Consider the following 24,235-nt stretch of genomic DNA (forward strand, 5'->3'; position numbering starts at 1 on the left):
CGGGCACGCCGAAGGCCGGCGCCGGTCAGCACCCCGCCGCCAGCCCGACACACCGAAAACCGACGCCCCTCAGCACCCCGCCGCCAGCCCGACACACCGAAAACCGACGCCCCTCAGCACCCCGCCGCCGGCCCGGCACACCGGAAGCCGGCGCCGGTCAGAGCAGCGCGGTGAGCTGGTCGGGCGGGAACCCGGCGTCGGTCAGGGCGCCGCAGTCCAGGCCGCGCAGCAGGTAGCCGGCGAGGGCGCGGGCGGTGGCCGGCTCGTCCATGATCCCGCTGTCCTGCCGGTCGAGATAGCGGCGCAGCCGGGAGACCGCGGCGTCGCGGCCCTCCCGGAAGAACGCGTACGTCGCGGCGTACCGGCTCGGCAGCTGGGCCGGGTGCAGGTCCCAGCCCTGGTAGTAGCCACGCTCCAGGGACCGGCGGACCAGCCGGTGGTGCAGCCGCCACGCGGCGTGCACCTGGTCACGCTCGCCGACCGGCAGGATGTTGGTGGAGCCGTCGGACAGGCGCACCCCGGTCTGCGCGGCGGCCGCCTGCATCACCGCTTTGGCGTGGTCGGCCGCCGGATGATCCATCGACTGGTGGGCGGCGGCCACCCCGGCCGCGGCGCTGTAGTCGTACGTGCCGTAGTGCAGGCCGGTGCACCGCCCGCCGGCGGCGGTGATCAGCCGGGCGACGGTGGCCGTGCCGTCCGCGGCGAGCACCGCGGCGGGCAGCTCGATCTGGATCTCGAAGGTCAGGGCACCGGCGCTCAGGCCGTACCCGCGTTCGAGTTTCTCGCAGACCGCGACCATCGCCGCGACCTGGTCGGTACCGCTGACCTTGGGCAGGGTGATCGTGCAGATGTCCTGGTAGGAGTCCAGGAACAGGTCCAGGGTGCGCAGCGCACGGCGCCGGGTGGCCGCCTCCAGCGACTTGATCCGCAGCCCCAGGAACGGCGGGCGCGGCCCGGCCCGCAGGATCGCCGCGACGCTGCGGACCGCCGCGTCCTCCTGGGCGTCGTCGCGTACGCCGTACCCGTCCTCGAAGTCGACCCGCAGATCCTCGATCGGTTCGCGGGCCAGCTTGGCGCGGACCGTATCGTCCGGCCACGGGAAGTCGTGCTCGTCCATCACGGCCAGCGCGATCGCGCCCCAGTCCCGGAAGTCGTGGAGCCGGTCGGCGGGCACGTAGACGGTGTGCACCGGTTGCCGCCCGGCGCGCTCCCCCGGGTACCGGGCCCGGAGGAACGCGTCGTGGGCGGCCAGGCGCCGGTCGATCTCGGCATAATCATGATCGGACAGGCGCATGTGACCCTCCCCCGCTGCCGGCTGCGGTCTCAGTCGATCGAGTCGTAGGCCGCGGTGGTCAGGAAGTCGGCGAACTCGTCGGCGAGGGCGACCCGCTCGAACAGCTTGCGCGCGTCGTCGAAGCGTCCCGCGGTCCACGCCTCGTCCCCGATCGCCGCCCGGATCGTGGCCAGCTCCTCGTCCTCGATCCGGCCGACCAGCTCGGCGGTGATCGGGGTGCCGTCCGGCAGCTTGACGTCGTTGTGGATCCACTGCCAGATCTGCGAGCGGGAGATCTCCGCGGTGGCGGCGTCCTCCATCAGGTTGTGGATCGCGACCGCGCCGTTGCCGCGCAGCCACGCCTCCACGTACTGCAGCGCGACGTTGACGTTGTTGCGCAGGCCCGCCTCGGTGACCTGGGCGCCCAGCGCGGCGACGTCGAGCAGGTCGGCCGCCTCGACCGCGACGTCCGGGCGCAGTCTGCCGAGCTGGTTCGGCCTGTCGCCGAGCACGCCGTCGAAGATCTCCCGGCAGATCGGGACCAGGTCGGGGTGGGCCACCCAGGAGCCGTCGAAGCCGTCCGCGGCCTCGCGTTCCTTGTCCTCGCGCACCCGGGCCAGCGCCACCTCGTTGACCTGCGGGTCACGCCGGCTGGGGATGAACGCGGCCATCCCGCCCATGGCGAACGCCCCACGCTTGTGGCACGTGGAGACCAGCAGCTCGGTGTAGGCCCGCATGAACGGCGCGGTCATCGTCACCGCGGCGCGGTCCGGCAGGATCATCCGCGGGTTGTCGCGGAAGTACTTGATGATGCTGAACAGGTAGTCCCAGCGCCCGGCGTTGAGCCCGGAGATGTGCGGGCGCAGCGCGTACAGGATCTCCTCCATCTCGAACGCGGCCGGGATGGTCTCGATCAGCACGGTGGCCCGGATGGTGCCGACCGGGATGCCCAGCCGCTCCTGGGCGTGGGTGAAGACGTCGTTCCACAGCTCGGCTTCCTTGTGGGACTCCATCTTGGGCAGGTAGAAGTACGGCCCGCTGCCGCGTTCGAGCAGTTCCTTGGCGTTGTGGAAGAAGTAGAGCCCGAAGTCGACCAGGGCGCCGACCGCCGGTTCGCCGTCCACCGGCAGGTGCCGTTCGTCCAGGTGCCAGCCGCGAGGGCGCACCACGATGGTCGGGTACGGGCCGCCGTTCAGCTCGTACGTCTTGCGGTCGGTCTCCAGGCGGATCGTCCGCCGGATCGCGTCGTGGAGGTTCCGCTGCCCGTCGACCACGTTCGACCAGTGCGGCGTGTTCGCGTCCTCCAGGTCGGCCAGCCAGACCTTGGCGCCCGAGTTGAGCGCGTTGATGGTCATCTTCCGCTCGGTCGGCCCGGTGATCTCGACACGGCGGTCCCGCAGGTCGGCCGGCGCCGGCGGGGCGGACCACTCGGCCGCCCGGATGTCCGCGGTCTCCGTGAGGAACCCGAGGCTGGCCCCGGCGGCGATCTCGGCCCGCCGGGCGGCCCGCGCCCGCAGCAGCTCGTTCCGGCGCGGCCGGAAGCGGCGGTTCAGATCGGCGACGAACGCCACAGCCTCATCGGACAGGATCTCGGTCATCGTTGACGGCTCCTCTCGGTGTGGTTACTCCCGCGTAGCGTAGTGGTGCACCCGTGCGGCGTCAGCGGTCGCGCGAGCCAAGAAGATCACACCTGGTATCCGGCCGTCACGCGATGGACATCGATCGCTAACGCTCCGTTTCCAGCAGTCGGCGATGTGCCCGCCGCGCCCCCGCGGTGAGCGTCTCCTCGTCGGCGTTGACCAGTTCACCGCCCTTCACCACCGGCCGGCCGCCGACCAGCGCCAGCTCGACCCGGGCCGGCGGCCCGAACACCAGCGCCGCCAGCCGGTCGTCGATCCCCTCGTGCCCCAGCCCGTCGAGCCGCCACATCACCAGGTCACCCAGCTTGCCCACCTCCAGCGACCCGAGATGATCGGACCGGCCCAGGCAACGCGCCCCGCCGATGGTCCCGAGCCGCAACGCCTCGCGCGCGTCCATCGCCTTCGGCCCGCCACGCAGCCGCGCGGTGTAGAGCGCCTGCCGCAGCTCGGCGCCGAGATGCGACACCTCCTGCGAGGCCGCGCCATCGACCCCCAGCCCCACCGGTACGCCCCGGTCGAGCAGCTCACGCACCCGCGCCGCGCCCGCCCCGAGGCGGGCGTTGGAGCTCGGGCAGTGCGCCACGCCGGTGCCGGTGGCGCCCAGCCGGGTGATCGCGGAGTCGTCCAGGTGCACGCCGTGCGCCAGCCAGACATCGTCGCCGAGCCAGCCGACCCGCTCGGCGTACTCCACCGGGGTGCAGCCGAACTGGTTGCGGCAGAACTCCTCCTCGTCGCCGGTCTCGGCGAGATGGGTGTGCAGCCGCACCCCCTTGCGCCGGGCCAGCGCCGCGGCCTCCGTCATCAGCCGGGTGGTGACCGAGAACGGCGAGCAGGGCGCGACCGCGATCTGCAGCATCGCGTCCGGCGACGGGTCGTGCCAGCGGTCGATCGCCGCCTCGGTGGCGGCGAGCGCCTCGTCGGTGTCCTCGACCACGTGGTCCGGGGGCAGCCCGCCGTCCTTGCGGCTCAGATCCATCGACCCGCGGGTGGGGTGGAACCGCAGGCCGATGCGCCGCGCCGCCTCGATCTCGGCGGCCAGCACGTCGCCGCCCTCGCGGGGGAACACGTAGTGGTGGTCCATGCTGGTGGTGCAGCCGGAGAGAGCCAGCCAGCCCAGCCCGGCACCGGCCGCCGCCCCGACGATCTCCGCGTCCAGCCGGCCCCAGATCGGGTAGAGCGTGGTCAGCCAGCCGAACAGGGTCTCGTCCAGGGCCAGGCCCCGGGTCGCCCACTGGTACAGATGGTGGTGGGTGTTGATCAGGCCCGGCGTGACCAGGCAGCCGTGGCCGTCGACCCGCTCGGCGGCGTCGAACCCGGTGGCCCGGCCGGCCCCGACCGCCACGATCCGGCCGTCGTCACCGACCACCACATGGCCGTCGGCGTGCTCGGTGCCGGCCGCGTCGACGGTCGCGACCGCGACGTTCTCGATCCGGATCACAGGTACCACTGCGCATCGGCCGGCGGCACGTCGTCCCGGGTCACGGTGCCCTCGATCAACCCGTACGGCCGGTCGCCGGCGATGAACACCTCGTTGTCGTTGTCCAGCCCGAACGGCGACAGGTCGACGAGGTAGTGGTGCTTGTTCGGCAGCGCCAACCGGATCTCGGCGATCTCCGGGCGGCCGGCCAGCACCATGGTGCCCATCGCCATCAGCGTCTGCTGCAGCGAGTAGCTGTACGTGTTGACGAACGCGCCGGTCATCGCGTCCACCGCGCCCTGGAACGACCTGCCCCAGTCCGCCTCGTCCCCCAGGTGACGCCATCTGGCGTCCACCGCGGTGGCCAGGATGCGGTCGGTGGTCTCCGGCAGCGTGGTGTACCGGTCCTTGACGAAGCCGTGGAACTCCGACGCGGTGGTGTTCAGCAGCACCAGCCCGGTGACACCGGAGACGACCTGGGTGGCCTCCCGGGTCACGGTGACCGCGGTCGTGCGGGTGTGCTCGCCGCGCCGCCGGAACGAGTGCGGGCCGAGCCGGTCCCACCCGAACGACTCGACGCTCACCCGCGCCGACGTCAACCGCCCCTGGGTCTTCATGAAGTGCCGGGCCAGCAGCAGCGCGAACGTCTCGGGCTCATCGACGCCGTGCTGCTTGGCCAACGCGTACACGGTGTTCTTCATCGTGTCGGTGGGCAGCACGCCGGAGTTGTCGCCGGTCAGGTGGGTCGCGGCCAGGTCGCCGGCGAGCGCGACGCCGACGGTGAAGTCCACCAGCCGGTGCATGTCACCGTCCCGGTGCACCCGGACCAGCCGGGTCTCCGCCTTGCCGTAACGGTTCGGTCCGAGCACGATCGCCAACGGGTCAGCTCCCTCGATAGGTGGTGTAGCCATAGCGGCTGAGCAGCAGCGGCACGTGATAGTCACGGTCCGGGTCGTGAACGTGGAACGCGACCGTGATCTCCGGGAAGAAGCACTGGCCGCCGAGATACGGCTCCACGTAGAACAGCAGCCGGTAACCCCCGGCCTGCCAGTCACGCATCGGCACGCGGTAACGCAGCCGGCCGTCGTCGTCGGTGCGCCCCTCCCCGACGGTCAGCCAGCCGTCCGCGTCGCGGCGCTCCAGCCGCACGTAGACGTCCCTGGCCGGCTCGCCGGTGACGGTGTCCAGGATGTGCGTCGAGATGCGGGCGTGAGCGGCCGCCGCGGTGCCGGCGTCAGAGGGCATCGAGCACCCGCTCCAGCCGCCGCCTGGCGATCTTGCGAAGCTCCTCCGCCACGATCGTCCGCTCGGTGCTCTGGTCGTTGCCGAGCCGCTCCCGGGCGGCGGCCAGGATCTCGCCCCGGCTCCGGCCGCTCGCGAAGATCAGGAACACGTGACCGAACCGCTCCTCATACGCCTGATTGGCCTCGGCCAGCGCGGCCCCGGTCGCGTCGTCGGCGCTGCGCCCCGCGGCCGACTGCTCCGCCCGGGACCAGGCCGCCTCGCGCGAGTCACCGGCCGCCCGCTCGCCGATCCGCGGGTGCGCGGACAGGCCCCGCAGCACGTCCTCCCAGCTGAGGGCGCGGGCGGCGGCGTCGGCCGCGGCGATGATCGCGGCCCGGTCCGGATACGGTCGCCCGGCGGCGATCTCGGCACCCCAGGCCGGGGCCGCCAGGCAGGCCAGCAGCTGTCCGGTCAGGTGCTCGGCCGGCAGCTCGTTGAACGTCTCCACGGGGGTCAACACCGCACCTCCCTCTTCCCTGTCGATCAGTGCAGCAGGCGAACTCCGCCCCGGGCACCGGCGGAGCGAGAAATCAACAAGGCCACCCTGCCACGATCCCGGGCCGGAAACATGGTCCGAGCGCCGCCCTGTGGACAACCGGCGGCTGTCCACAGGCGCCGGGAAGGTCGCCGGTGGGATGGGCGAGACTGTCCGCGTGCTGATCCCCGCCGACGCCCTGCCCGATCTCCCGGTCCGCGCCCTGCTGCCGGAGGTCGCCGCCACGCTCGCCGAGGCCGGAGCCGCCGTGCTGGTCGCGCCGCCCGGCACCGGCAAGACCACGCTGGTGCCGCTCGCTCTGGCCGACGCGGGCCGGGTGCTGGTCGCCGAGCCACGCCGGGTCGCCGCCCGCGCCGCCGCCCGGCGGATGGCCGCGCTGCTGGGTGAGCCGGTCGGCGAGCGGGTGGGTTATGCGGTGCGCGGCGAGCGCCGGGTCTCCCGGCGGACCGTGGTCGAGGTGGTCACCACCGGTCTGCTGGTCCGCCGCCTGCAGCGCGATCCCGAGCTGCCCGGCACGTCGGTGGTGATCCTCGACGAGTGCCACGAGCGGCATCTCGACTCCGACCTGGCGCTGGCCTTCCTGATCGAGGTGCGCGGGGTGCTGCGTCCCGAGCTGCGGCTGCTGGCGACGTCCGCCACCGCCGACGCCGACCGGCTCGCCGCGGTGCTCGGTCCGCCGCGCCGGCCGGCCCCGGTGATCACCGCGCAGGCCCGCACCCATCCGGTCGAGACGCTCTGGTCACCACCGGCCGGTCCGCTCGCCCCGCCGCACGGCCTGCGGGTCGATCCGCGACTGCTCGACCACGTGGCGGCCACCACCCGCCGCGCGCTCGCCGAGGGCGACGGCGACGTGCTGGTCTTCCTGCCGGGCGCCCGGGAGATCGACACGGTCGCCGACCGGCTGCGCGACGTCGCGGCCGATGTCCTGCAACTGCACGGCCGCCAGTCCGGTGCCGCGCAGGACGCCGCGCTGCGGCCCGGGCCGGGCCGCCGGGTGGTGCTGGCCACCTCGATCGCCGAGAGCAGCCTGACCGTGCCCGGAGTGCGCGCGGTGGTGGACTGCGGGTTGAGCCGCGTGCCCCGGATGGACCACTCCCGGGGGCTGGGCGCGCTGGTCACCGTCCCGGTGTCCCGCTCGGCGGCGGTCCAGCGAGCCGGCCGGGCCGGACGGGAGGCGCCCGGCCGGGCGTATCGGTGCTGGTCGGCGGCTCAGCACGAGCGCCTTCCGGCCCAGCCCGAGCCGGAGATCGCGGCGGCCGACCTGACCGGCTTCGCGCTCGACCTGGCGCTCTGGGGCGATCCCGACGGCAGCGGCCTGGCCCTGCCCGACCAGCCACCACCGGGCGCCCTGCGCGCCGCCACCACGACCCTGCACGACCTGGGCGCGGTGGACGCCGAGGGCCGGGTCACCCCGCGCGGGCGCACCCTGGCCGCCGCGGGTCTGCATCCGCGGCTGGCGCGGGCCCTGCTGGACGGCGCCGCGCTGGTCGGCGCCCGGCGGGCCGCGGAGATCATCGCGGTGCTCGACGACCCCGGCACCGTGCCGGACGACCTGGCAGCGGCGGTACGGCGGGCCCGGGCCGGCAACGCCCCGGCGTGGCGCTCCGAGGTCCGCCGGCTGACCGCAGCCGCCACGCCCGACGCGCCGCAGCCGGCCGGCGCCTCACAGCCGGCCGGTGCGTCGGAGCCCGGCGACTCGCTGCCCGGCGCCTCGGAGCCCGGCGACTCGCAGCCCGGCGACTCGCTGCCCGGCGACTCGCAGCCCGGCGACTCGGAGCCGGGCACTGCCGCGCCGCTCGCCGCTTCCGCGGTCGCCGATCTCGCCGCACCACCGGTTCCCCGCTCCGAGGGAGCGCCTCTGCCCTCCGCCACGGCACCGGAGTCCGGGCGGCAGCTGCCCGACCCCACGGGCACCGCTTCCGGGCGGCCGGTCGCCTCGGCCGGGACGGCTGGTTCCAGGGTTGCCGACGACCTGGCCACCGGGCTGGTCGTCGGGCTCGCCTTTCCCGAGCGCGTGGCACGGGTCCGGGAGCCGGGCGGCCGTTCCTACCTGATGGCCGGCGGCACCGCGGCCGAACTGCCCGGGGAGAGCTCGCTGGCCGGGACCCACTGGCTGGCGGTCGCCGCCGCCGACCGGGCCTCCGGCGCGCGCACGGCACGGATCCGCAGCGCCGCGCCGCTCGACGAGGCCACCGCGCATGAGGTGGCGGGAGCGCTGTTCAGCTCGGACACCGAGATCGGCTGGGCCGACGGCGACGTGGTCGCCCGCCGGGTGCAGCGGCTCGGCGCGATCACGCTGTCCAGCACCCGGCTGACCGACCCGGATCCGGCCGCGCTGCGCGACGCGCTTCGCACCGGACTGCGCACTGCCGGGCTGGGCCTGCTGACCTGGAGCCGCGCGGCCGGGGACCTGCGCGCCCGGCTGGCGTTCGCGCATGCCGCCCTCGGCGATCCCTGGCCGGACGTCTCCGACACCGCGCTGCTCGAACACGCCGAGGACTGGCTGGATCTGGGTTCCGCGCGCCGGCGCGCCGACCTGGCGAAGATCGACGTGGCCGCCGCGCTGCGACGGTTGCTGCCGTGGTCGGTGGCGGGCCGGCTGGACGAGGTCGCCCCGGAGCGCCTCCCGGTGCCGAGCGGCTCACAGATCCGGGTGGACTACACCGATCCGGCCGCACCGGTGCTGGCGGTCAAGGTGCAGGAGGCGTTCGGCTGGCGGGACGCTCCGCGCCTGGCCGACGGCCGGGTGCCGGTCCTGCTGCACCTGCTGTCTCCGGCGGGCCGGCCGGTCGCCGTGACCCGTGACCTGGCCTCGTTCTGGCAGCAGGGCTATCCCCAGGTCCGCGCCGAGATGCGCGGCCGCTACCCGCGCCACCCCTGGCCGGAGGACCCGATGACCGCGCCACCGACCCGGCGCGCCAACCCACGCTCCCGATGACCGCACCACCGACCCGACCCACCAAGCCCACACACCCGACGACCGCACCACCGACCCGGCGCGCCAACCCACGCTCCCGATGACCGCACCACCGACCCGACCCACCAAGCCCACACACCCGACGACCGCCCCGGTCCCCGAACACCCGGCCGCCGACAACCCGGTCGCCGGGCAGGCCCGCACACCCGCGCACCGCCCCCCGGCCCGCCGACGCCGCAGCTGCCGAACGACGCGGGCGACGAGGGTGGAACGGCACCTCGGCAGGACCGAACACCGCGACCGGCCAACGGGCACCCGGCACCCGACACCCGGCACCCGGCACCCGGCACCCGGCACCCGGCACCCGGCACCGATCATCGCCGCGCCCGGACCGATCATCGCCGCGCCCGGCACCGATCATCGCCGCGCCCGGCACCGATCATCGCCGCGCCCGGCACCCGGGCCGTTCAGCAACTCCCCGGAGCGGCCGGCTCACCGAGCTGGGCCAGCGGGGTCGGCGGCCCGAAAAGATACCCCTGACCCAGCGCGCAGCCCAGCCGCGCCAGCGCGGCCGCCCGTTCCGGCGTCTCGATGCCCTCGGCCACCACCGTGATGCCCAGATCCGCGCAGATCGCGACGACCGACCGGCAGAGGGCGCCGGCCCGGTCCGGGGCGGTGTCGACGTCGGTCAGCGTGGAATCGAGCTTCACCGTGTCCACCGCCAGGCCGTGCAGCTGGGCGAGCGCGTTGTAGCCGCTGCCGAAGTCGTCCAAGGCGACCCGGACACCGCGGGCGCGCAGGCGCTCCACCACCGCGGCGGCGCGCGGCAGGTCGGAGATGCGCAGCGTCTCGGTGATCTCGACGACCAGGCGGCCGGGCGGCAGCGCGTGCCGGGTCAGGGCCGCGTCGACCGCGTCCTCCAGTCCCTGCCGGCCGAGCCGTCCGGCGGAGACGTTGACGTGGACGTCGATCGGGCGGCCGTAGCGCTCGGCCAGCGCGTGGGCGTCGGCGCAGGCCTGGTCGAGCACGAAGTCGTCGATCGCGGAGACCAGGCCGGTGCGCTCGGCCATGGTGACGAAGACGTCGGGGTGAATCGGGCCGGCGACCGGGTCGGTCCAGCGGGCCAGCGCCTCGACGGCCACGGTCGTGCGGTCGCCGAGCCGGACGATCGGCTGGTAGTGCACCTCGAAGCCGGACGCGGCCGGGTCGCCGCCGGTGAGCGCGCCGGCGAGCAGTTGCGGGAGGTCGGCGTTCGGGCCGTCGACCGGGCCGGTGTAGCGGACCAGCGCACCCTTGCCGCGACGCTTGACCGCGTACATCGCGGCGTCGGCGCGGCGCAGCAGCAGATCGGCGGAGAGGCGGTCGCCCGGCTCGGCCGCGACCAGCCCGATGCTGACGCCGACGCTGACCGAACGGCCGTCGATCAGGTACGGCTCACGGAGCGCGGCCAGCACACGCTCACCGACGCCGTCCGCCTCGGCCGCCCACGCCCGTGCCTGTGCCTGTGCCGCCGAAGCGATCGCGGACGCCATCGAGGCCGGGAAGGCCGCCGGGGCGGTGGGAGAAGCCGCCCCAGCGGCCGAAGAAGCCGCCGGGACGAAAGAAGAAGCCGCAGCAGAAGAGGAAGCCACCGGAGCAGAGGAAGAAACCGCGGCAGAGGAGGAGGAAACCGCCGCAGCGGCCGAAGAAGCCGCCGCGACGGGGCCGGACCGAGCGGCCGGCACAGCGGCGGACCCCGGCCCGCCCGGCCGCTCCGGCGCCCCGGCCACCGGCGGATCCGTGCGGCGGCGACCCGGCGTACCCGCAGCCGCCTGCTGCCCGGGCTCACCGGAGACCCGGATCCCGGCCGCGGACAGCACGTACCTCCGCTGCCGCCCCACCGCCCGGCGCAGCGCCGACACCGCGCCCCGCCGCGGTGCCGGTGCGACGACCGCCGTGTCGCTCTGGTCGAGGACCACCGCGAACTCGTCCCCGCCCAGCCGGGCCACCAGGTCCTGCGGCCGCACCGAGGCCCGCAGCCGCTCCCCGATCGCGTGCAGCACCCGGTCGCCCATGGCGTGCCCGTACGTGTCGTTGATCAGCTTGAAGTCGTCCAGGTCGGCGAAGAGGACGGCGACCGGCGTCCCCCGGTGCTGGTTGGCGTCCAGCGCCAGGACCAGCCGCTCCCGGAACAGGGCCCGGTTCGCCAGCCCGGTCAGCGGGTCGTGGTACGCCTGATGGTGCAGCCGCCGCTGGGTCTCGGCGACCCGGTCCAGCAGCATGGTGTTGTCCAGAATGATGATCATCTGGCGGGTGACCACGAGTCCCAGCCCCAGCCAGCCGAGGTAGGCCTGGAACGAGGTCAGCGGATGCCCGGCCGCCGTGCGGGCCAGCAGCACCACGCCGGTGACCAGCACCGGCACGTAGGGCAGCAGCAGGTGGAACCAGTCGCGCTGCAGCGCCGCCCGGTCCGGCGGGATCCGCGCCGGCCGGGCCGGGCTGAGCGCCGCCAGCGCGATCAGGCCGGGGCCGAGCAGATATCCGGTGACCCGCAGCCAGGACGGCCCGAGCCCGAGCAGCCGCATGCTGTCGGCGACCCCGAAGGCCAGCAGCGCCGCCCCGATCAGGCACAGCGGCCGCCGCCCGGCCGGCGAGTCGGGCCGGGTGGTCAGCAGCAGCACCACCATGGTGAACAGCACCAGGTCGGCGACCGGGTACGCGGCCGCCCACCAGGCCAGCGTGCCCCACTCGGCGATCGGGCCGAGCACCCCGGCCGGCACCGTGGACCAGCCCAGCGCCAGCACCGAGCCGGTGATCAGCACGCTGTCGATGAGCAGCGCGATCTGGTCGCGCCGGGGCGAGCTGGGCACCGGCCGCGGCCGGGTCCGGGTCACGCCGAGCAGGCCGAGCAGCATGCACAGCGGCAGCACCACGAAGCCGATGTCGAAGATCGTCGGCGGGGCGTCGCCGGCGTGCCCGGCCAGGTCCTGGACCACCCACCAGAGGCGGACCGCGGACCAGGCGGCCAGCCCGCCCGCGGCGAGCCACCGCCAGTTGCGCGGGATGCCGGTCCGGCGGCGCGCCGAGACCAGGCAGGCCCAGGCCGCGATCGTGCCCGCGGCGAGTTGCGCGGCGTCGGTGTAGAGCCGGGGCGCGCCCGCGACCTCACCGACCGCGACCACCGCGAGGGCGAGCGCCAGAGTCCCGATCAAGCGCGCCGTCGTGATCACCACCAGTCTCCGGGCCGCGGGCCTGACCCGCGGCCGGATGAAAATACCGGCTCAGTTCCCGTCGGTCACGTCGGCGATCACCACCGTGACGTTGTCCGGTCCCCCGCCGCGCAGCGCCAGATCGACGAGCCGCTCCGCGCAGGCCTTGGGGTCGGGAACGATACGCATCTCTTCTTCGATGGTCGCATCGTTGACCACTCCGGTGAGTCCGTCGCTGCAGAGCAGCCACCGGTCGCCGGCCTGGGGTTCGACGATGACGTACGCCGGGCTCACCGGCTCGCCCTGCAGGACCCGGGTGACGACCGCCCGGCGCGGGTGCCCGGCCGCCTCCTCGGGTTTGATCAGGCCCTGGTCGACCAGCATCTGGACGTACGTGTCGTCCTTGGTGAGCTGGTTGAGCCGTCCGTCCCGCAGCAGGTACGCCCGGGAGTCCCCGACGTGGGCCATCGCCGCCCGCTCCCCGTTGAAGAGCACCGCCGTCAGCGTGGTGCCCATTCCCTGGAGCGAGGGGTCGGCGGCCACCGTCTCGGCGATCCTCCGGTTTGCCACTTCCAGCGCCTTGTGCAGCGCGTCCATCTGATGTTCGGTGTCGATCGGCGCGTCGAGCGAGACCATGGACTCCACGGTGATCCGGCTGGCCAGATCGCCGGCGGCCATGCCGCCCATGCCGTCCGCGACGACGAGAAGCCGATCACCGGCGTAGTGACAGTCCTCGTTGTTGCTCCGGACGTGTCCTTGGTCGGTGACGGCCGCCCACCGCAGGTGCAAGGTCATGGCGTGCAGCCTGCCAGGTCGATGGCTGGCTGTCTGCACGTGGTGGACGGCATGTCGCACATGTCGTGGGAAGAAAATACCGTCAGGCCCGGCCACGCGGCCGACCGAGGCACCTAGGATCAATTTCGGTCACCTTGCGTGTCGGCGCGATCCACTCCAGTACCGACCGCTCGGCCGCCCAGCCGCGGACCGCCACGGCGCTCTCCGGCGGGCTCTCCGGTTCCGGGCACAGCGTCTTGGAGCGCACCTCGCCGTTGGCGATGAAGGTGACCTCGCCGGTGGGCCGCAGCACGGTCGTGGAGGTGTCGTCGACGGCGATCAGCTGCCCGCGGACCACCTCCCGGACCGGGCCGCCCTCCGGGCCCACCTCGACCGCGCTGCTGGGCAGCACCGGCGCGCGCAGGAAGACCACGCCGACCACGATGGGCAGGGCCAGGGCGGCGCCGACCGCCGGCCAGTGCGTGACCAGCCGGGCCCAGCGGGCCGGGACCGGGCCGGTGAGCAGCGGGCCGAGCAGCGGCGGCGCGCCGAGCATGAGCGCGGTGCCGTACTCTCCGCCGCGTACCGCGGCCGCCACCCCCGGCCACACGAAGATCCAGGTGAGCGCCCCGGCGAGGATCGGCACGCCCAGCATGATCCAGCGCATCAGCCACGGGTCGGCGCGCAGCCGCTGCACCGCGGTCAGCCCGAGCACCGCGACGATGAGCATCTGCAGGGTGGGCAGCAGGCGCAGCTGCCAGGTGAAGGCGGCGATCATGATGGCGATCAGCACCACCCAGTCCGGCATCCGCAGCGCGCCGACCGCGATCGGCGAACGGCCGGCGGCGCCCGGGTCGCTCACCAGCAGGATGCCGCCGAGGACCCGCAGAGTCAGGATCACCGCCGGGATCGCCCAGCTCAGCGTGATGAACAGCGCGCTGATCATGCCGAGCGGGTTGATGTACTGCACCAGCAGCAGCATGGTCGGCAGGTCCTGGCGGCTCAGGTACCACAGCCGCAGTACGAGCAGCATCAGCGGGAACGCGGGCAGGACGGTGAACAGCCAGTTCAGCTGCGCGCGCCGCCGTCGCGGCGCGATCACCGGACCCTTGACGAAGAGGTCGCTCATTCCAGGAGGTCCTCCCACGGCAGTTCGCGTACGTCCGGCCGCACCACCCGCGGTTGTTCCGCGACCGCGATCGGGGCTTTCCGGTTCGCCGCCACCTCGACCTGAAGATTGTTCCGGTACGCCCGTTCCCACCGGTCGTCGCGCGGATCCTTGTAGGAGCGGTAGAGCGTGATGTCGACCAGCTTCTTCAGCGCCGGGTTCTCACCCACGTTGACCCCCCACACCTCGGTCGGGTCCAGGCCGAGATCCCAGTGCTCGTAGCGGTCCGGGAACCTCGCCTTCCACCCGGCGAGGATGGCCGCGTCGGTGCTGACCGCCTCGACCTGGTGCCGGTCGAGCATCGCGAAGCACTCCCGGACCCGGTTCTGGCGGAACAGCTCGGCGTGCACGCTGGCCGGCGCCGCTTCGCTGGTCGCGGTGGACAGCGTGCAGACGTTCCGGCCGCGCAGGTCCTCCAGCGCGGAGACCGGCCGGTGGCCCTTCAGCGTGATCACCGACTGCTCGGTGTAGAGGTAACCCTGGGAGAAGGTCACCCCGGCCATCGCCTCGCGCTCGTCGGTGATGCTGTAGCTGGCGATCACCATCTTGACCGGTACCCGGCCACCCTTCTCGTCGGTGGCCTGCATCCGGGCCCGGTCCTCGGACTCCATGCCGTAGAACCGCACCTGGTCGCGGCGGAACCCGAGGTCCTCGGCGATCATGTAGGCGATGTCGATGTCGAAGCCGGACCAGATCTTCGTGTCCGGGTCGTAGTAGGCGGTGCCGTACTGGTCGTCCTTGACGCCGACGGTGAGCACCGGCCAGCTGTCGACACCGGACTGGGCGCGCAGGTCGGCCAGCGACGGCGGCCCGCCCACGAGCAGGCGCACCACGGTCAGGCCGAACGCCAGCACCAGCGCGAGCCCGAGGCCGGCCAGCCGGAACGCGGCCATGTTGAACCGCTCCGGCGGATCGGGAAGCGCCTCCGGCTCGGCGAGCGGCAGCGGCTCCGGCTCGGCCGGCGGCAGCCGTCCCTCGTCGACGGCCTCGTGCACGGCGATGTCCCGGGCGGCGATGTCCTCCACCGTGCGCCGGCGCAGCGGCCAGACCCGGCGCAACTGCGGCGGGAGGTCGCCGCGCAGGGCGCCGCCGAGCAGCGCGCCACCCCGCAAGGCGTCCCGCTGCGCCCGCGGAGCGCCGTCGGCGGTATCGGCCCGCGGTCCCGCGGCGGCGCCGGGAATCCGGCCGGCGTCGGCGCGTGCGGCGGCGGGAGTCCCGCCGGCAGTATTCACTTCCGGACGCGGGGCGTCACCGCCCGGCACGTCCGTGGCACCGTCGGTCATCGGCCCTCCCCACTCACCCGGTCGGGTCATGGTGCCATCACCACGTCACGGAACGGGATCCCCGGTGCCGAACGGGACCCGGGGACCGCACCGGCGCAGCCGGGCCGCGGCCAGCCGCAGCCCCTTGCCGAGGCCGTGCCGGTCGATCGCCGCCAGCGCGTAGGCGCTGCATGTCGGCTGGTACCGGCACCGGGTGGGCAGTTTCGGGGAGACCTTGCGATAGCCGCGGATCGCCGCGGTGACCGCCCGCTCGGCGGGGCGCGCGGGACGCGCCCGGTGCCCGAGCAGCGCGACCAGGGTCAGCAGCGTGCTGAGCCGGAACAGGTCACAGCCGGGATTGCAGCAGCCGGGGTCGCAGTCGCAGCCCCGGTCGCACTTGTCGTACCAGCGCTCCTTCTTCTCCGGATCCTCGGGCTGTTCCGGATGCTCAGGATGATCTTCCACCGGCACATCGTGCCGGACCGCGGCAAGCCACGACACCCCTCAAGATCAAAATCTGGAGGGTACGACCCACCCGTCCCGTCTCCAGGCTTCGCAGCCCCAGCCCCGGGTCCACCGGCCGGCGAGCCACCCGGCGCGCCGGCCCGGTCCCGCCCGCGCCCCCGGCGATCACCGCGAGGTGCGGACCACCACCGCGCTCTCCCCGGGCAGCACCACCCGGTCGCGCTCGAGCACCACGCCCTCGGCGGTCGCCAGCAGCACCGCCGACGGCACCGCGCGCAGGCTCACCGTCTGCGGCACGGCCGCCAGGTTCGCCGCGACCGCGTGCCGGCCCCGCCGGATCACGATGAACTGGTCGCCGTGCCAGACCTCGACCTGCGACAGCCACGGGTCGGTCAGGTCCGGAACCTCCCGGCGCAGCCTGATCAGCCGCTGGTACAGCTGCAACATCTCGGCGTGCCCGGGCTTGTCGCGCTCCGCCCAGTCCAGCTTGGAGCGCTGAAAGGTGGCCGGGTCCTGCGGGTCGGGCACCTCGGCCTCGGCCCAGCCGTGCCGGGCGAACTCGCTGCGCCGGCCGTTCTGCACGGCGGCGGCCAGCTCCGGCTCCGGATGGCTGGTGAAGAACTGCCACGGGCTGCTCGCCGCCCACTCCTCCCCCATGAACAGCATCGGGGTGAACGGCGAGGTGAGCAGCAGGGTGGCCCCGACCTTCAGCAGGCCGGGCGAGAGGGTGGCGGTGAGCCGGTCGCCGACCGCCCGGTTGCCGATCTGGTCGTGGTTCTGCAGGAACGCGACGAAGCGGTGCCCGGCGGTGCGCTGCCGGTCGACCGGGCGGCCGTGCCGGCGGCCGCGGAACGACGAGTGGGTCCCGGCGTGGAAGAACGCGCCCTCCAGCACGGTACGCAGGCAGTCCAGCGAGCCGAAGTCGCCGTAGTAGCCCTGCCGCTCCCCGGTCAGCGTGGCATGCAGCGCGTGGTGGATGTCGTCGTCCCACTGCGCGTGCAGGCCGTACCCACCGGCCTCGCGCGGGGTGATCAGCTTCGGGTCGTTGAGGTCCGACTCGGCGATCAGCGACAGCGGCCGGTTCAGCGCGGCGGACAGCGACTCCACCTCGACCGCGAGCTGCTCCAGCAGGTGCACCGCGCCCTCGTCGTGCAACGCGTGCACGGCGTCCAGCCGCAGAGCGTCGACGTGGTAGTCGCGCAGCCACATCAGCACGCTGTCGGCGATGTAGCGGCGCACCTCCCCGGAGTCCGGCCCGTCCAGGTTCAGCGAGCTGCCCCAGGTGTTGCTGCCGGAGCTGAGGTACGGCGCGAACATCGGGGCGTACGCCCCGCTCGGGCCGAAGTGGTTGTAGACCACGTCGAGCACCACGCCGAGGCCCCGGTTGTGCGCGGCGTCGACGAACCGCTTCAGGCCGTCCGGTCCGCCGTACGCCTCGTGCGGCGCGAACCAGCAGACCCCGTCGTAACCCCAGTTGTACTCGCCGTTGAACGCGTTGACCGGCAGCAGCTCGACCAGGTCGACACCGAGCTCGACGAGGTGGTCCAGACGCTCGATCGCCGCGTCGAAGGTGCCCTGCGGGGTGAACGTGCCGATGTGCAGCTCGTAGAGCACCGAGCCGGCCAGTTGCCGGCCGGTCCACGCCTGGTCGGTCCAGCCGAACGCGGTGTGGTCGTAGACCCGGCTGGGCCCGTGCACGCCCTGCGGCTGCCAGGCCGAGCGGGGGTCGGGCACCGGGTTGTCGACGCCGGGCAGGACGTAGGCGTAGTCGGTGCCGGGACCCGCGGACGGGACGTCGAGGCGCCACCAGCCGCCGTCGCCCTGCTCCATCACCCGGTCTTGGTCACCAAGGCGCAGCTTGGGGGCCTTCTCCGGCGCCCATACCTCGAAGGTTGTCATTCTTTCACCAGAAGCGCGACGGGATAGGTGTGGAGCAACTCGGCGACGGCCAGGCGATTGCCACCGTAGCTGGCATTGGTGAACACTTCCGTCCAACTGTGTCCGTCGAGTGACAGCGTAGTGTCGTGCCACCCGCCGTGACGTGACAATCCGACCGGGAGCCGGGTGGTGACCACCACGACACCGCCACGGTCGAAGGCCAGCACGTGCTCGCCCACCCGCCCCTCGGCGTAGACCGGCCGGTAGGTCTGGAACAGCTCCGGGCGCTGCCGCAGCAGCCGCAGCGTACGGCTGACCACCAGCAGCTTCGCCGCGCCGGTCTCGTCGACCGGGGGCTGCCAGCCCTCGTCCAGGCGGCTGAGCATCGCGCGCCGGGCGGCGAAGTCGACCGGCCGCCGGTTGTCCGGGTCGACCAGCGAGTAGTCCCACAGCTCGGTGCCCTGGTAGACGTCCGGCACCCCGGGCATGGTCAGCTGCACCAGCTTCTGGCCCAGCGAGTTGGACCAGCCGGGCGGCGTGATCGAAGCGGCGAAGTCGGACACCTCGCGGTGCAGCGCCGGGTCGTCGTAGATCTTGTCGATCATGTCCCGCAGCGCGCTCTCGAAGGCCTCGTCCGGCCGCGTCCAGGTGGTCGCCACGCCGGCCTCCCGGGCGGCCTTCAGGGCGTACCCGAACAGTCGCTCCCGGGAGATCGGCCACGCACCGACCGCGACCTGCCAGATCAGATGGGCCAGCGACGGGTCCGGGAGCGGAGCGACCCGGACCCAGCGGCGCACCACCTCGGTCCAGTCGCCGGGCACCTCGGACAGCACCGCCAGCCGGGCCCGGACGTCCTCGCTGCGCTTGGTGTCGTGGGTGGTCAGCGACGTCATCGCGTCCGGCCAGTCGTGCTGGCGGGCCGCCGCGGCCTCGTGGAACTCGTCGAGGATGACGCCGAACCGGGTGGGGTCGTTGCCCACCTCGTTGCGGGCGGCGAACCGGGTCCACCGGTAGAACGCGGTGTCCTCGACCCCCTTGGCCATCACCGCGCCGGTGAACTGCTGGAAGCGGATCGCCAGCTCGTCGTCCGGGTTGCGCAGCCGGCCGGTCAGCCGGTCCAGCACGCTGATCAGTTGCGGACGCCGACGACCGGCCTCGGCGCGGGCCTGCGCCAGATGCCGGGACCCGGCCGGCAGGTAGGAGCGGTAGACCGGGAAGCAGGCGGCCAGCTCGGCGAGCCCCCGGGGCGCGGCCTCGATCTCCGGCACCAGGCGGGCCAGCCGCCCCAGCTCGGCGGCGAGCACCCGGGTGGCCATCGCGTACTTGGTCTCGTGCACCAGGTCCTGGTAGGACCGGGTCTCCCCGGTCAGGTAGCGGTCCAGCGTGTCGAAGAACGGCTCGGTGGCCGCGTCCACGAACGCCCCGCAGACCTCGGCCATCGCGTCGTACCCGGTGGTCCCGGCGACCGGCCAGCGCGGCAGCTGCTCCCCCGGCTCCAGGATCTTCTCCACCACCAGCCACGCGTCCGGCGCCGCGTCACGCAGCCGCTGCAGGTAGCCGCCCGGGTCGCGCAGCCCGTCCGGGTGATCGATCCGGAGGCCGTCCACCACGCCCTCGCGCACCCAGCGCAGGATCTCGGCGTGGGTGGCGTCGAACACCTCCGGGTCCTCGACCCGCAGCGCGGCCAGGTCGACGATCCCGAAGAACCGCCGGTAGTTCAGCTCGCTGTCGCCACGGGTCCAGTTCACCAGCTCGTAGTGCTGCCGGTCGTGCACCTCACGGGCCGAACCGCCGCCGGTGCCGTCCGCGATCGGGTACCGCTTGTCGTAGTAGACCAGCTCGTCGCCCTCGACGGTCAGCTCGTCGAGCGCGTCCGGCTGGTCGGCCAGCACCGGCAGCAGCAGCCGCCCGCGTGACCAGTCGATGTCGTAGTACTTCGCGTAGCTCGACGCCGGCCCGTGCTTGAGCACGTCCCACCAGGTGGGGTTGTGCTGCGGGAGGGCCACCCCGGCGTGGTTCGGCACGATGTCCAGGACCAGGCCCAGCCCGGCCGTCTGCAGGGCCTGCGACAGGGCGCGCAGGCCGTCCGCGCCGCCCAGCTCCGGGTTGATCCGGGTGTGGTCGGCCACGTCGTAGCCGTGCTCGGAGCCGGGGACCGCGCTCAGCAGCGGCGCCGAGTAGAGGTGGCTGACCCCGAGATCGGCCAGGTAGTCGGCGAGCTCGGCGGTGGCCTTGAGGCCGAAGTCGGGGCGGACCTGAACCCGGTAGGTACTGGACGGACGGTTCCTCGTCCGATCCTGGGCGGCGGCGGGGTGGTTGGATGTGGGCATCAGACCGTCCTGTCCAGCACGATGAGGGACCGGTCCGGCACCCAGATCTTGTGCCCGGCCTCCACGACCGTCGGGCTATCTGGGGACGGCTCGGCGGTTTCGATGACCTTCTCCCACTTCTCCCCGTACTCCGCGGGAGGCGTGGCGAACTCCAGGGGCGCGTCGTGCGCGTTGAAGAAGAGCAGGAAGGAGCTGTCCACGTGGCGCTGGCCGTACTGGCCGCGCTCGCGGATGCCCTCGCCGTTGACGAACAGCGCGACCGCCCGGCCGAAGTCGTTGCCCCAGTCGTCGCCGGCCATCTGCCGGCCGTCCGGGGTGAACCACTCCAGGTCCGGCAGCGGGTCCCCGCCGCCGCGCGCGGTCACCGGCAGGCCGGTGAAGAAACGCCGGCGCTGGAAGACCTGGTGCCGGTGCCGGAACGCGGTCAGCTTCCGGGCGAACTCCAGCAGCTGCTCGTCGGCGTTCTCCCAGTCGATCCAGCTCAGCTCGGTGTCCTGGCAGTACGCGTTGTTGTTGCCCTGCTGGGTACGGCCCATCTCGTCACCGTGCGAGATCATCGGCACGCCCTGGCTGAGCATCAGCGTGGCCAGGAAGTTGCGGCGCTGCTTGGCGCGCAGCTGCAGCACCTTCTCGTCGGTGGTCGGGCCCTCGATGCCGCAGTTCCAGGACCGGTTGTGGCTCTCGCCGTCCCGGTTCTCCTCGCCGTTGGCCTCGTTGTGCTTGTCGTTGTAGCTGACCAGGTCGTTGAGCGTGAACCCGTCGTGCGCGGTGACGAAGTTGATCGAGTGGAACGGCTTGCGGCCGTCGTCCTGGTAGAGGTCGGCGGAGCCGGTGATCCGGCTGGCGAACTCGGCCAGGGTGGCCGGCTCGCCGCGCCAGAAGTCGCGGACCGTGTCCCGGTACTTGCCGTTCCACTCGGTCCAGTTGGGCGGGAAGTTGCCGACCTGGTACCCGCCCGGGCCGACGTCCCACGGCTCGGCGATCAGCTTGACCTGGCCGACGATCGGGTCCTGCTGGACCACCTCGAAGAAGGTGGAGAGCCGGTCCACGTCGTAGAACTCCCGGGCCAGCGTGGAGGCCAGATCGAAGCGGAAACCGTCCACGTGCATCTCGGTGACCCAGTAGCGCAGCGAATCCATGATCAGCTGGAGGCTCTGCGGGCTGCGCACGTTGAGGCTGTTCCCGGTGCCGGTGTAGTCCATGTAGAACTGCGGCTGGTCGTCGACGAGCCGGTAGTACGTCCGGTTGTCGATGCCCTTGAGGCTCAGCGTGGGCCCGAGGTGGTTGCCCTCCGCGGTGTGGTTGTAGACCACGTCCAGGATGACCTCCATCCCGGCCGCGTGCAGCGCCTTCACCATGCCGCGGAACTCCTGGGTCTGCTGGCCGAGCGTGCCGGTCGACGAGTACCCGTGGTACGGCGCGAAGAAGCCCAGCGTGTTGTAACCCCAGTAGTTGCGCAGGCCCAGGTCGTGCAGCCGGTTGTCGTGGACGAACTGGTGCACCGGCATCAGCTCGACCGCGGTCACGCCCAGGCTCTTGAGGTGCTCGATGATCGCCGGGTGCCCGATCGCCGAGTAGCTCCCGCGCATGTCCCGGGGGATCTCCGGGTGCCGCTGGGTGAGCCCCTTGACGTGGGTCTCGTAGATCACCGAGTGGTGGTACGGGATGTCCGGCCGCCGGTCGTTGCCCCAGTCGAAGTACGGGTTCACCACCACGCCCTTGGGCATGTAGGGCGCGGAGTCCAGGTCCGACATCTGGTCCGGGTTGTCGAAGTCGTACGCGTACAGCGACGGGTGCCAGTCGATGTCCGAGTCGACCGCCCGGGCGTACGGGTCCAGCAGCAGCTTGTGCGGGTTGCAGCGGAGTCCGCGGTGCGGCTCGTAGGGCCCGTAGACCCGGTAGCCGTACCGCTGACCTGGCTCGACGCCGGGCAGGTACGCGTGCCAGACGAACGCGTCCTGCTCGTGCAGCAGCACCTTCCGCTCGTTGCCGGCGGCGTCGAAGAGGCAGAGCTCGACCGCCTCGGCCACCTCGGAGAAGATCGCGAAGTTGGTGCCCGTCCCGTCGTAGGTGGCCCCCAGCGGGTACCGGTGACCAGGCCAGACCTGCATGTTGTTGCGCTCCCCTCGGCCCACGGTCCGTCGCGACCGGCCCGCGGATCATGCCCAGCCGCGAGATCGTCAAACCTGTGCGGCCGCGTCTTGGGACATTCTCGCGGAGAGGACTGATACCGTCGGCCCGACTGTCCGGTTAGGCGCTTATTTGTCCCCATACGGGGGTTTAGCGTGTTCCACCACGAGCATAGAGGCGACGTGCCGCGGATTGATCCCCTGACCTTCGGGCCGCAGGTGTGCGGCGTCCCCGCGCCGGACGCCGGAGCGGGCCGGGAATGGCTGGTCGCCGACGGCCTCGGCGGCTGGGCCGCGGGCACCGTGAGCGGCCTGCGGACCCGCCCGGAGCACGCGCTGCTGACCGTCGCCGAACCGGAGCTCGGCCCGCACGTCGCGCTGGCGTCGCTCGACCTGACCGTGACGCTTCACACAGGAACGAAGGTCCCGCTGTACACCCATGCGTGGGAGTCCGGGGCCCTGGACCCGTCCGGCCACCGCCTGCTGGAGGCCTTCACCCTCGCCGGCGGGCTGCCGCGCTGGCGCTGGCGGATCGGCGACGTGGTGATCGAACGCGAGCTCGCGCTGCGGCACGGCGAGCCGTCGCTGGCCGTCGTGCACCGGGTGGTCAGCGCGCCCGCCCCGGTCGGGCTGAGCGTCGCCGCGATGTGCACCTGGCGCACGGCGGGCGGCACGCGACGCGCGGACGGCCCCCGGCTGCGCATCGAGCGGGTCGCCGACGGGGTGCTCGTCGAGGGGGCGTACCGGCTGGCCGGGCCCGGCTGGCAGCCGGTCGGGCAGTGGCACCTGGGCGCCCGCGCCGGCGGCCAGGTCGAGGACCTCTGGCTGGCCGGCGCCTTCGGCCGGCAGGCCGGACCCGGCGAGACCCTGGAGATCTCGGCGTGGGCCGGGCGCCTCGCCGACCGGCCGCCGGCGCCGCCGGTGGTCCTGGCCGCCGCGCGCGAGCGCGCGCACCGGCTGGTCACCGCCGCCAAGGCCGAGGGGTACGCCGGAACCCTGACCCTGGCCGCCGACACGTTCGTGATCCGGGTGGCGGACCGGCCGGTGATCGCCGACGGCTACCCGTGGTCCGGCCACCCCGGCTCGCTCGCCGCCTACGAGGGCCTGTTCCTCGACACCGGACGGGCACCGGAGGGCCGCGAGCTGCTGCGCGCCGTGGCCGGCCGGCCCGCCGCGGACGACGTGCACGCGCCGTTCTGGCTGGTGCACGCGGTGGACCGGCACGTCACCCGGACCGGGGACAGCGACCTGGCCCGCGAGCTGGCCGGGCCGCTCGGCCGGGTGCTGCGCCGGTCGCTGAACGGCGCCGGCCCGCTCGTCCTGGACCCCGCCGACGGGCTGCTCGCGCTGGGCGGCGCGCCGGGCGTCCGTGGCCAGCTCAGCGGGAAGCTGGTGGAGATCAACGCGCTGTGGGTGAACGCGCTCGCCGCGCTCGCCGACCTGCTGGCCGAGGGCGGCCGGGACGGCTCCGGGCCGCGGGACCGGCACGCCCGGGCCCGGGAGTCGTTCCGGCGGCGCTTCCCGGCGCCCGAGGGATGGCTGCACGACGTGGTCGAGGGGCCCGCGGCGGCGTACCCGCTGGGGGCGGGCGCCCAGCACGACGATCCGACACTGCGGCCGTACCAGCTGTTCGGCTGGTCCCTGCCGCACGCGCCGATGCGGGGCGGCCCCGCGACCGCGGTGCGGGCCGCCGGCGAGGCCCTGCTCACCCCGCTCGGCCTGCGCACCCTCGCGCCCAGCGAGTACGGCTACGACGGCGCCGGCCCGGAGCAGGGGCTGGTCCGGCCGTGGCTGATCGGGCCGTACATCGACGCCTGCGCGGCCACCGGGCGGCCGGTCGACGGGCTGCTCGACGCTCTCGCCGCGCACCTGGCCGAGTGCGGCGTCGGCTCGATCGGGGAGGCCGCGCACGGCGACGCGCCGCACCGCCCGGCCGGCCGGCCGTTCGACGCCCGCGCGGTCGCCGAGACGCTACGAGCGGAGACGAGGTACTCACCATGACCGACAGCACCGG

At 73.4% G+C, this 24,235-nt stretch carries 16 protein-coding genes; 2 read left to right on the forward strand and 14 right to left on the reverse strand.

The features are described from left to right. Window positions 1-157: 157 nt before the first annotated feature. The 6 genes from ACTEI_RS27315 to uraD form a co-directional block, all read right to left on the reverse strand. Complete coding sequence (locus ACTEI_RS27315; RefSeq protein WP_122980279.1) at window positions 158-1,294, reverse strand: DUF6986 family protein; 1,137 nt, start codon at window positions 1,292-1,294, stop codon at window positions 158-160. A gap of 29 nt (window positions 1,295-1,323) precedes the next feature. Next, entirely contained in the window at window positions 1,324-2,871 is a 1,548-nt protein-coding gene (gene aceB / locus ACTEI_RS27320; RefSeq protein WP_122980280.1) for a malate synthase A, read from the reverse strand. 127 nt (window positions 2,872-2,998) lie between these two features. After that, the gene (locus tag ACTEI_RS27325; RefSeq protein ID WP_122980281.1) at window positions 2,999-4,351 is read right to left on the reverse strand and encodes an 8-oxoguanine deaminase; all 1,353 of its coding nucleotides are present in this window, start codon (window positions 4,349-4,351) and stop codon (window positions 2,999-3,001) included. Then, window positions 4,348-5,199, reverse strand: a complete 852-nt coding sequence (pucL, locus tag ACTEI_RS27330; protein ID WP_239082361.1) for a factor-independent urate hydroxylase — start codon at window positions 5,197-5,199, stop codon at window positions 4,348-4,350. Before pucL ends, ACTEI_RS27325 begins: the two co-directional genes overlap by 4 nt. A gap of 13 nt (window positions 5,200-5,212) precedes the next feature. Then, window positions 5,213-5,575 (reverse strand): hydroxyisourate hydrolase, encoded by a 363-nt coding sequence (gene uraH / locus ACTEI_RS27335; RefSeq protein ID WP_122980283.1) that lies wholly within the window; start codon window positions 5,573-5,575, stop codon window positions 5,213-5,215. Continuing rightward, window positions 5,565-6,074 carry a 2-oxo-4-hydroxy-4-carboxy-5-ureidoimidazoline decarboxylase gene (uraD, locus tag ACTEI_RS27340; protein WP_239082349.1) on the reverse strand — a complete coding sequence of 170 codons (510 nt, stop codon included), beginning with the start codon at window positions 6,072-6,074 and terminating at the stop codon, window positions 5,565-5,567. Before uraD ends, uraH begins: the two co-directional genes overlap by 11 nt. Before the next feature lie 199 nt (window positions 6,075-6,273). Between uraD and ACTEI_RS27345 the strand changes: the two genes are divergently transcribed. Then, window positions 6,274-9,048: an ATP-dependent RNA helicase gene (locus ACTEI_RS27345; RefSeq protein WP_239082360.1), complete on the forward strand. Its 2,775-nt coding sequence runs from the start codon at window positions 6,274-6,276 to the stop codon at window positions 9,046-9,048. Between the two features lie 446 nt (window positions 9,049-9,494). Here ACTEI_RS27345 and ACTEI_RS39065 read toward each other — a convergent pair whose 3' ends face one another. From ACTEI_RS39065 to glgX, 8 genes are all read right to left on the reverse strand, one after another. Next, entirely contained in the window at window positions 9,495-12,218 is a 2,724-nt protein-coding gene (locus ACTEI_RS39065; protein ID WP_275412260.1) for a putative bifunctional diguanylate cyclase/phosphodiesterase, read from the reverse strand. A gap of 69 nt (window positions 12,219-12,287) precedes the next feature. Continuing rightward, a complete protein-coding gene (locus ACTEI_RS27355) occupies window positions 12,288-13,010 on the reverse strand; it encodes a PP2C family protein-serine/threonine phosphatase (protein ID WP_122980286.1) in 723 nt (240 codons plus the stop codon). Window positions 13,011-13,092: 82 nt separating this feature from the next. Further along, window positions 13,093-14,118, reverse strand: coding sequence for a hypothetical protein (locus ACTEI_RS27360; RefSeq protein WP_122980287.1), 1,026 nt, complete (start codon window positions 14,116-14,118; stop codon window positions 13,093-13,095). Next, window positions 14,115-15,440: a transporter substrate-binding domain-containing protein gene (locus ACTEI_RS27365; RefSeq protein ID WP_122980288.1), complete on the reverse strand. Its 1,326-nt coding sequence runs from the start codon at window positions 15,438-15,440 to the stop codon at window positions 14,115-14,117. The genes ACTEI_RS27360 and ACTEI_RS27365 overlap by 4 nt, the downstream gene beginning before the upstream one ends. Before the next feature lie 45 nt (window positions 15,441-15,485). Continuing rightward, window positions 15,486-15,884, reverse strand: coding sequence for a membrane protein insertion efficiency factor YidD (yidD, locus tag ACTEI_RS38645; RefSeq protein ID WP_239082348.1), 399 nt, complete (start codon window positions 15,882-15,884; stop codon window positions 15,486-15,488). Between the two features lie 165 nt (window positions 15,885-16,049). Beyond that, window positions 16,050-17,783 (reverse strand): malto-oligosyltrehalose trehalohydrolase, encoded by a 1,734-nt coding sequence (gene treZ, locus ACTEI_RS27375; protein ID WP_122980289.1) that lies wholly within the window; start codon window positions 17,781-17,783, stop codon window positions 16,050-16,052. Next, window positions 17,780-20,092 (reverse strand): malto-oligosyltrehalose synthase, encoded by a 2,313-nt coding sequence (gene treY, locus ACTEI_RS27380; protein WP_122980290.1) that lies wholly within the window; start codon window positions 20,090-20,092, stop codon window positions 17,780-17,782. The genes treZ and treY overlap by 4 nt, the downstream gene beginning before the upstream one ends. Beyond that, window positions 20,092-22,203, reverse strand: coding sequence for a glycogen debranching protein GlgX (gene glgX, locus ACTEI_RS27385; RefSeq protein ID WP_122980291.1), 2,112 nt, complete (start codon window positions 22,201-22,203; stop codon window positions 20,092-20,094). The genes treY and glgX overlap by 1 nt, the downstream gene beginning before the upstream one ends. A 201-nt stretch (window positions 22,204-22,404) precedes the next feature. Here glgX and ACTEI_RS27390 point away from each other — a divergent pair, with 201 nt between their 5' ends. After that, window positions 22,405-24,222, forward strand: a complete 1,818-nt coding sequence (locus tag ACTEI_RS27390; RefSeq protein ID WP_239082347.1) for a glycogen debranching enzyme N-terminal domain-containing protein — start codon at window positions 22,405-22,407, stop codon at window positions 24,220-24,222. Window positions 24,223-24,235: the final 13 nt, after the last annotated feature.

This window comes from Actinoplanes teichomyceticus ATCC 31121 (genome assembly GCF_003711105.1).
Taxonomy (GTDB): Bacteria; Actinomycetota; Actinomycetes; order Mycobacteriales; family Micromonosporaceae; genus Actinoplanes; species Actinoplanes teichomyceticus.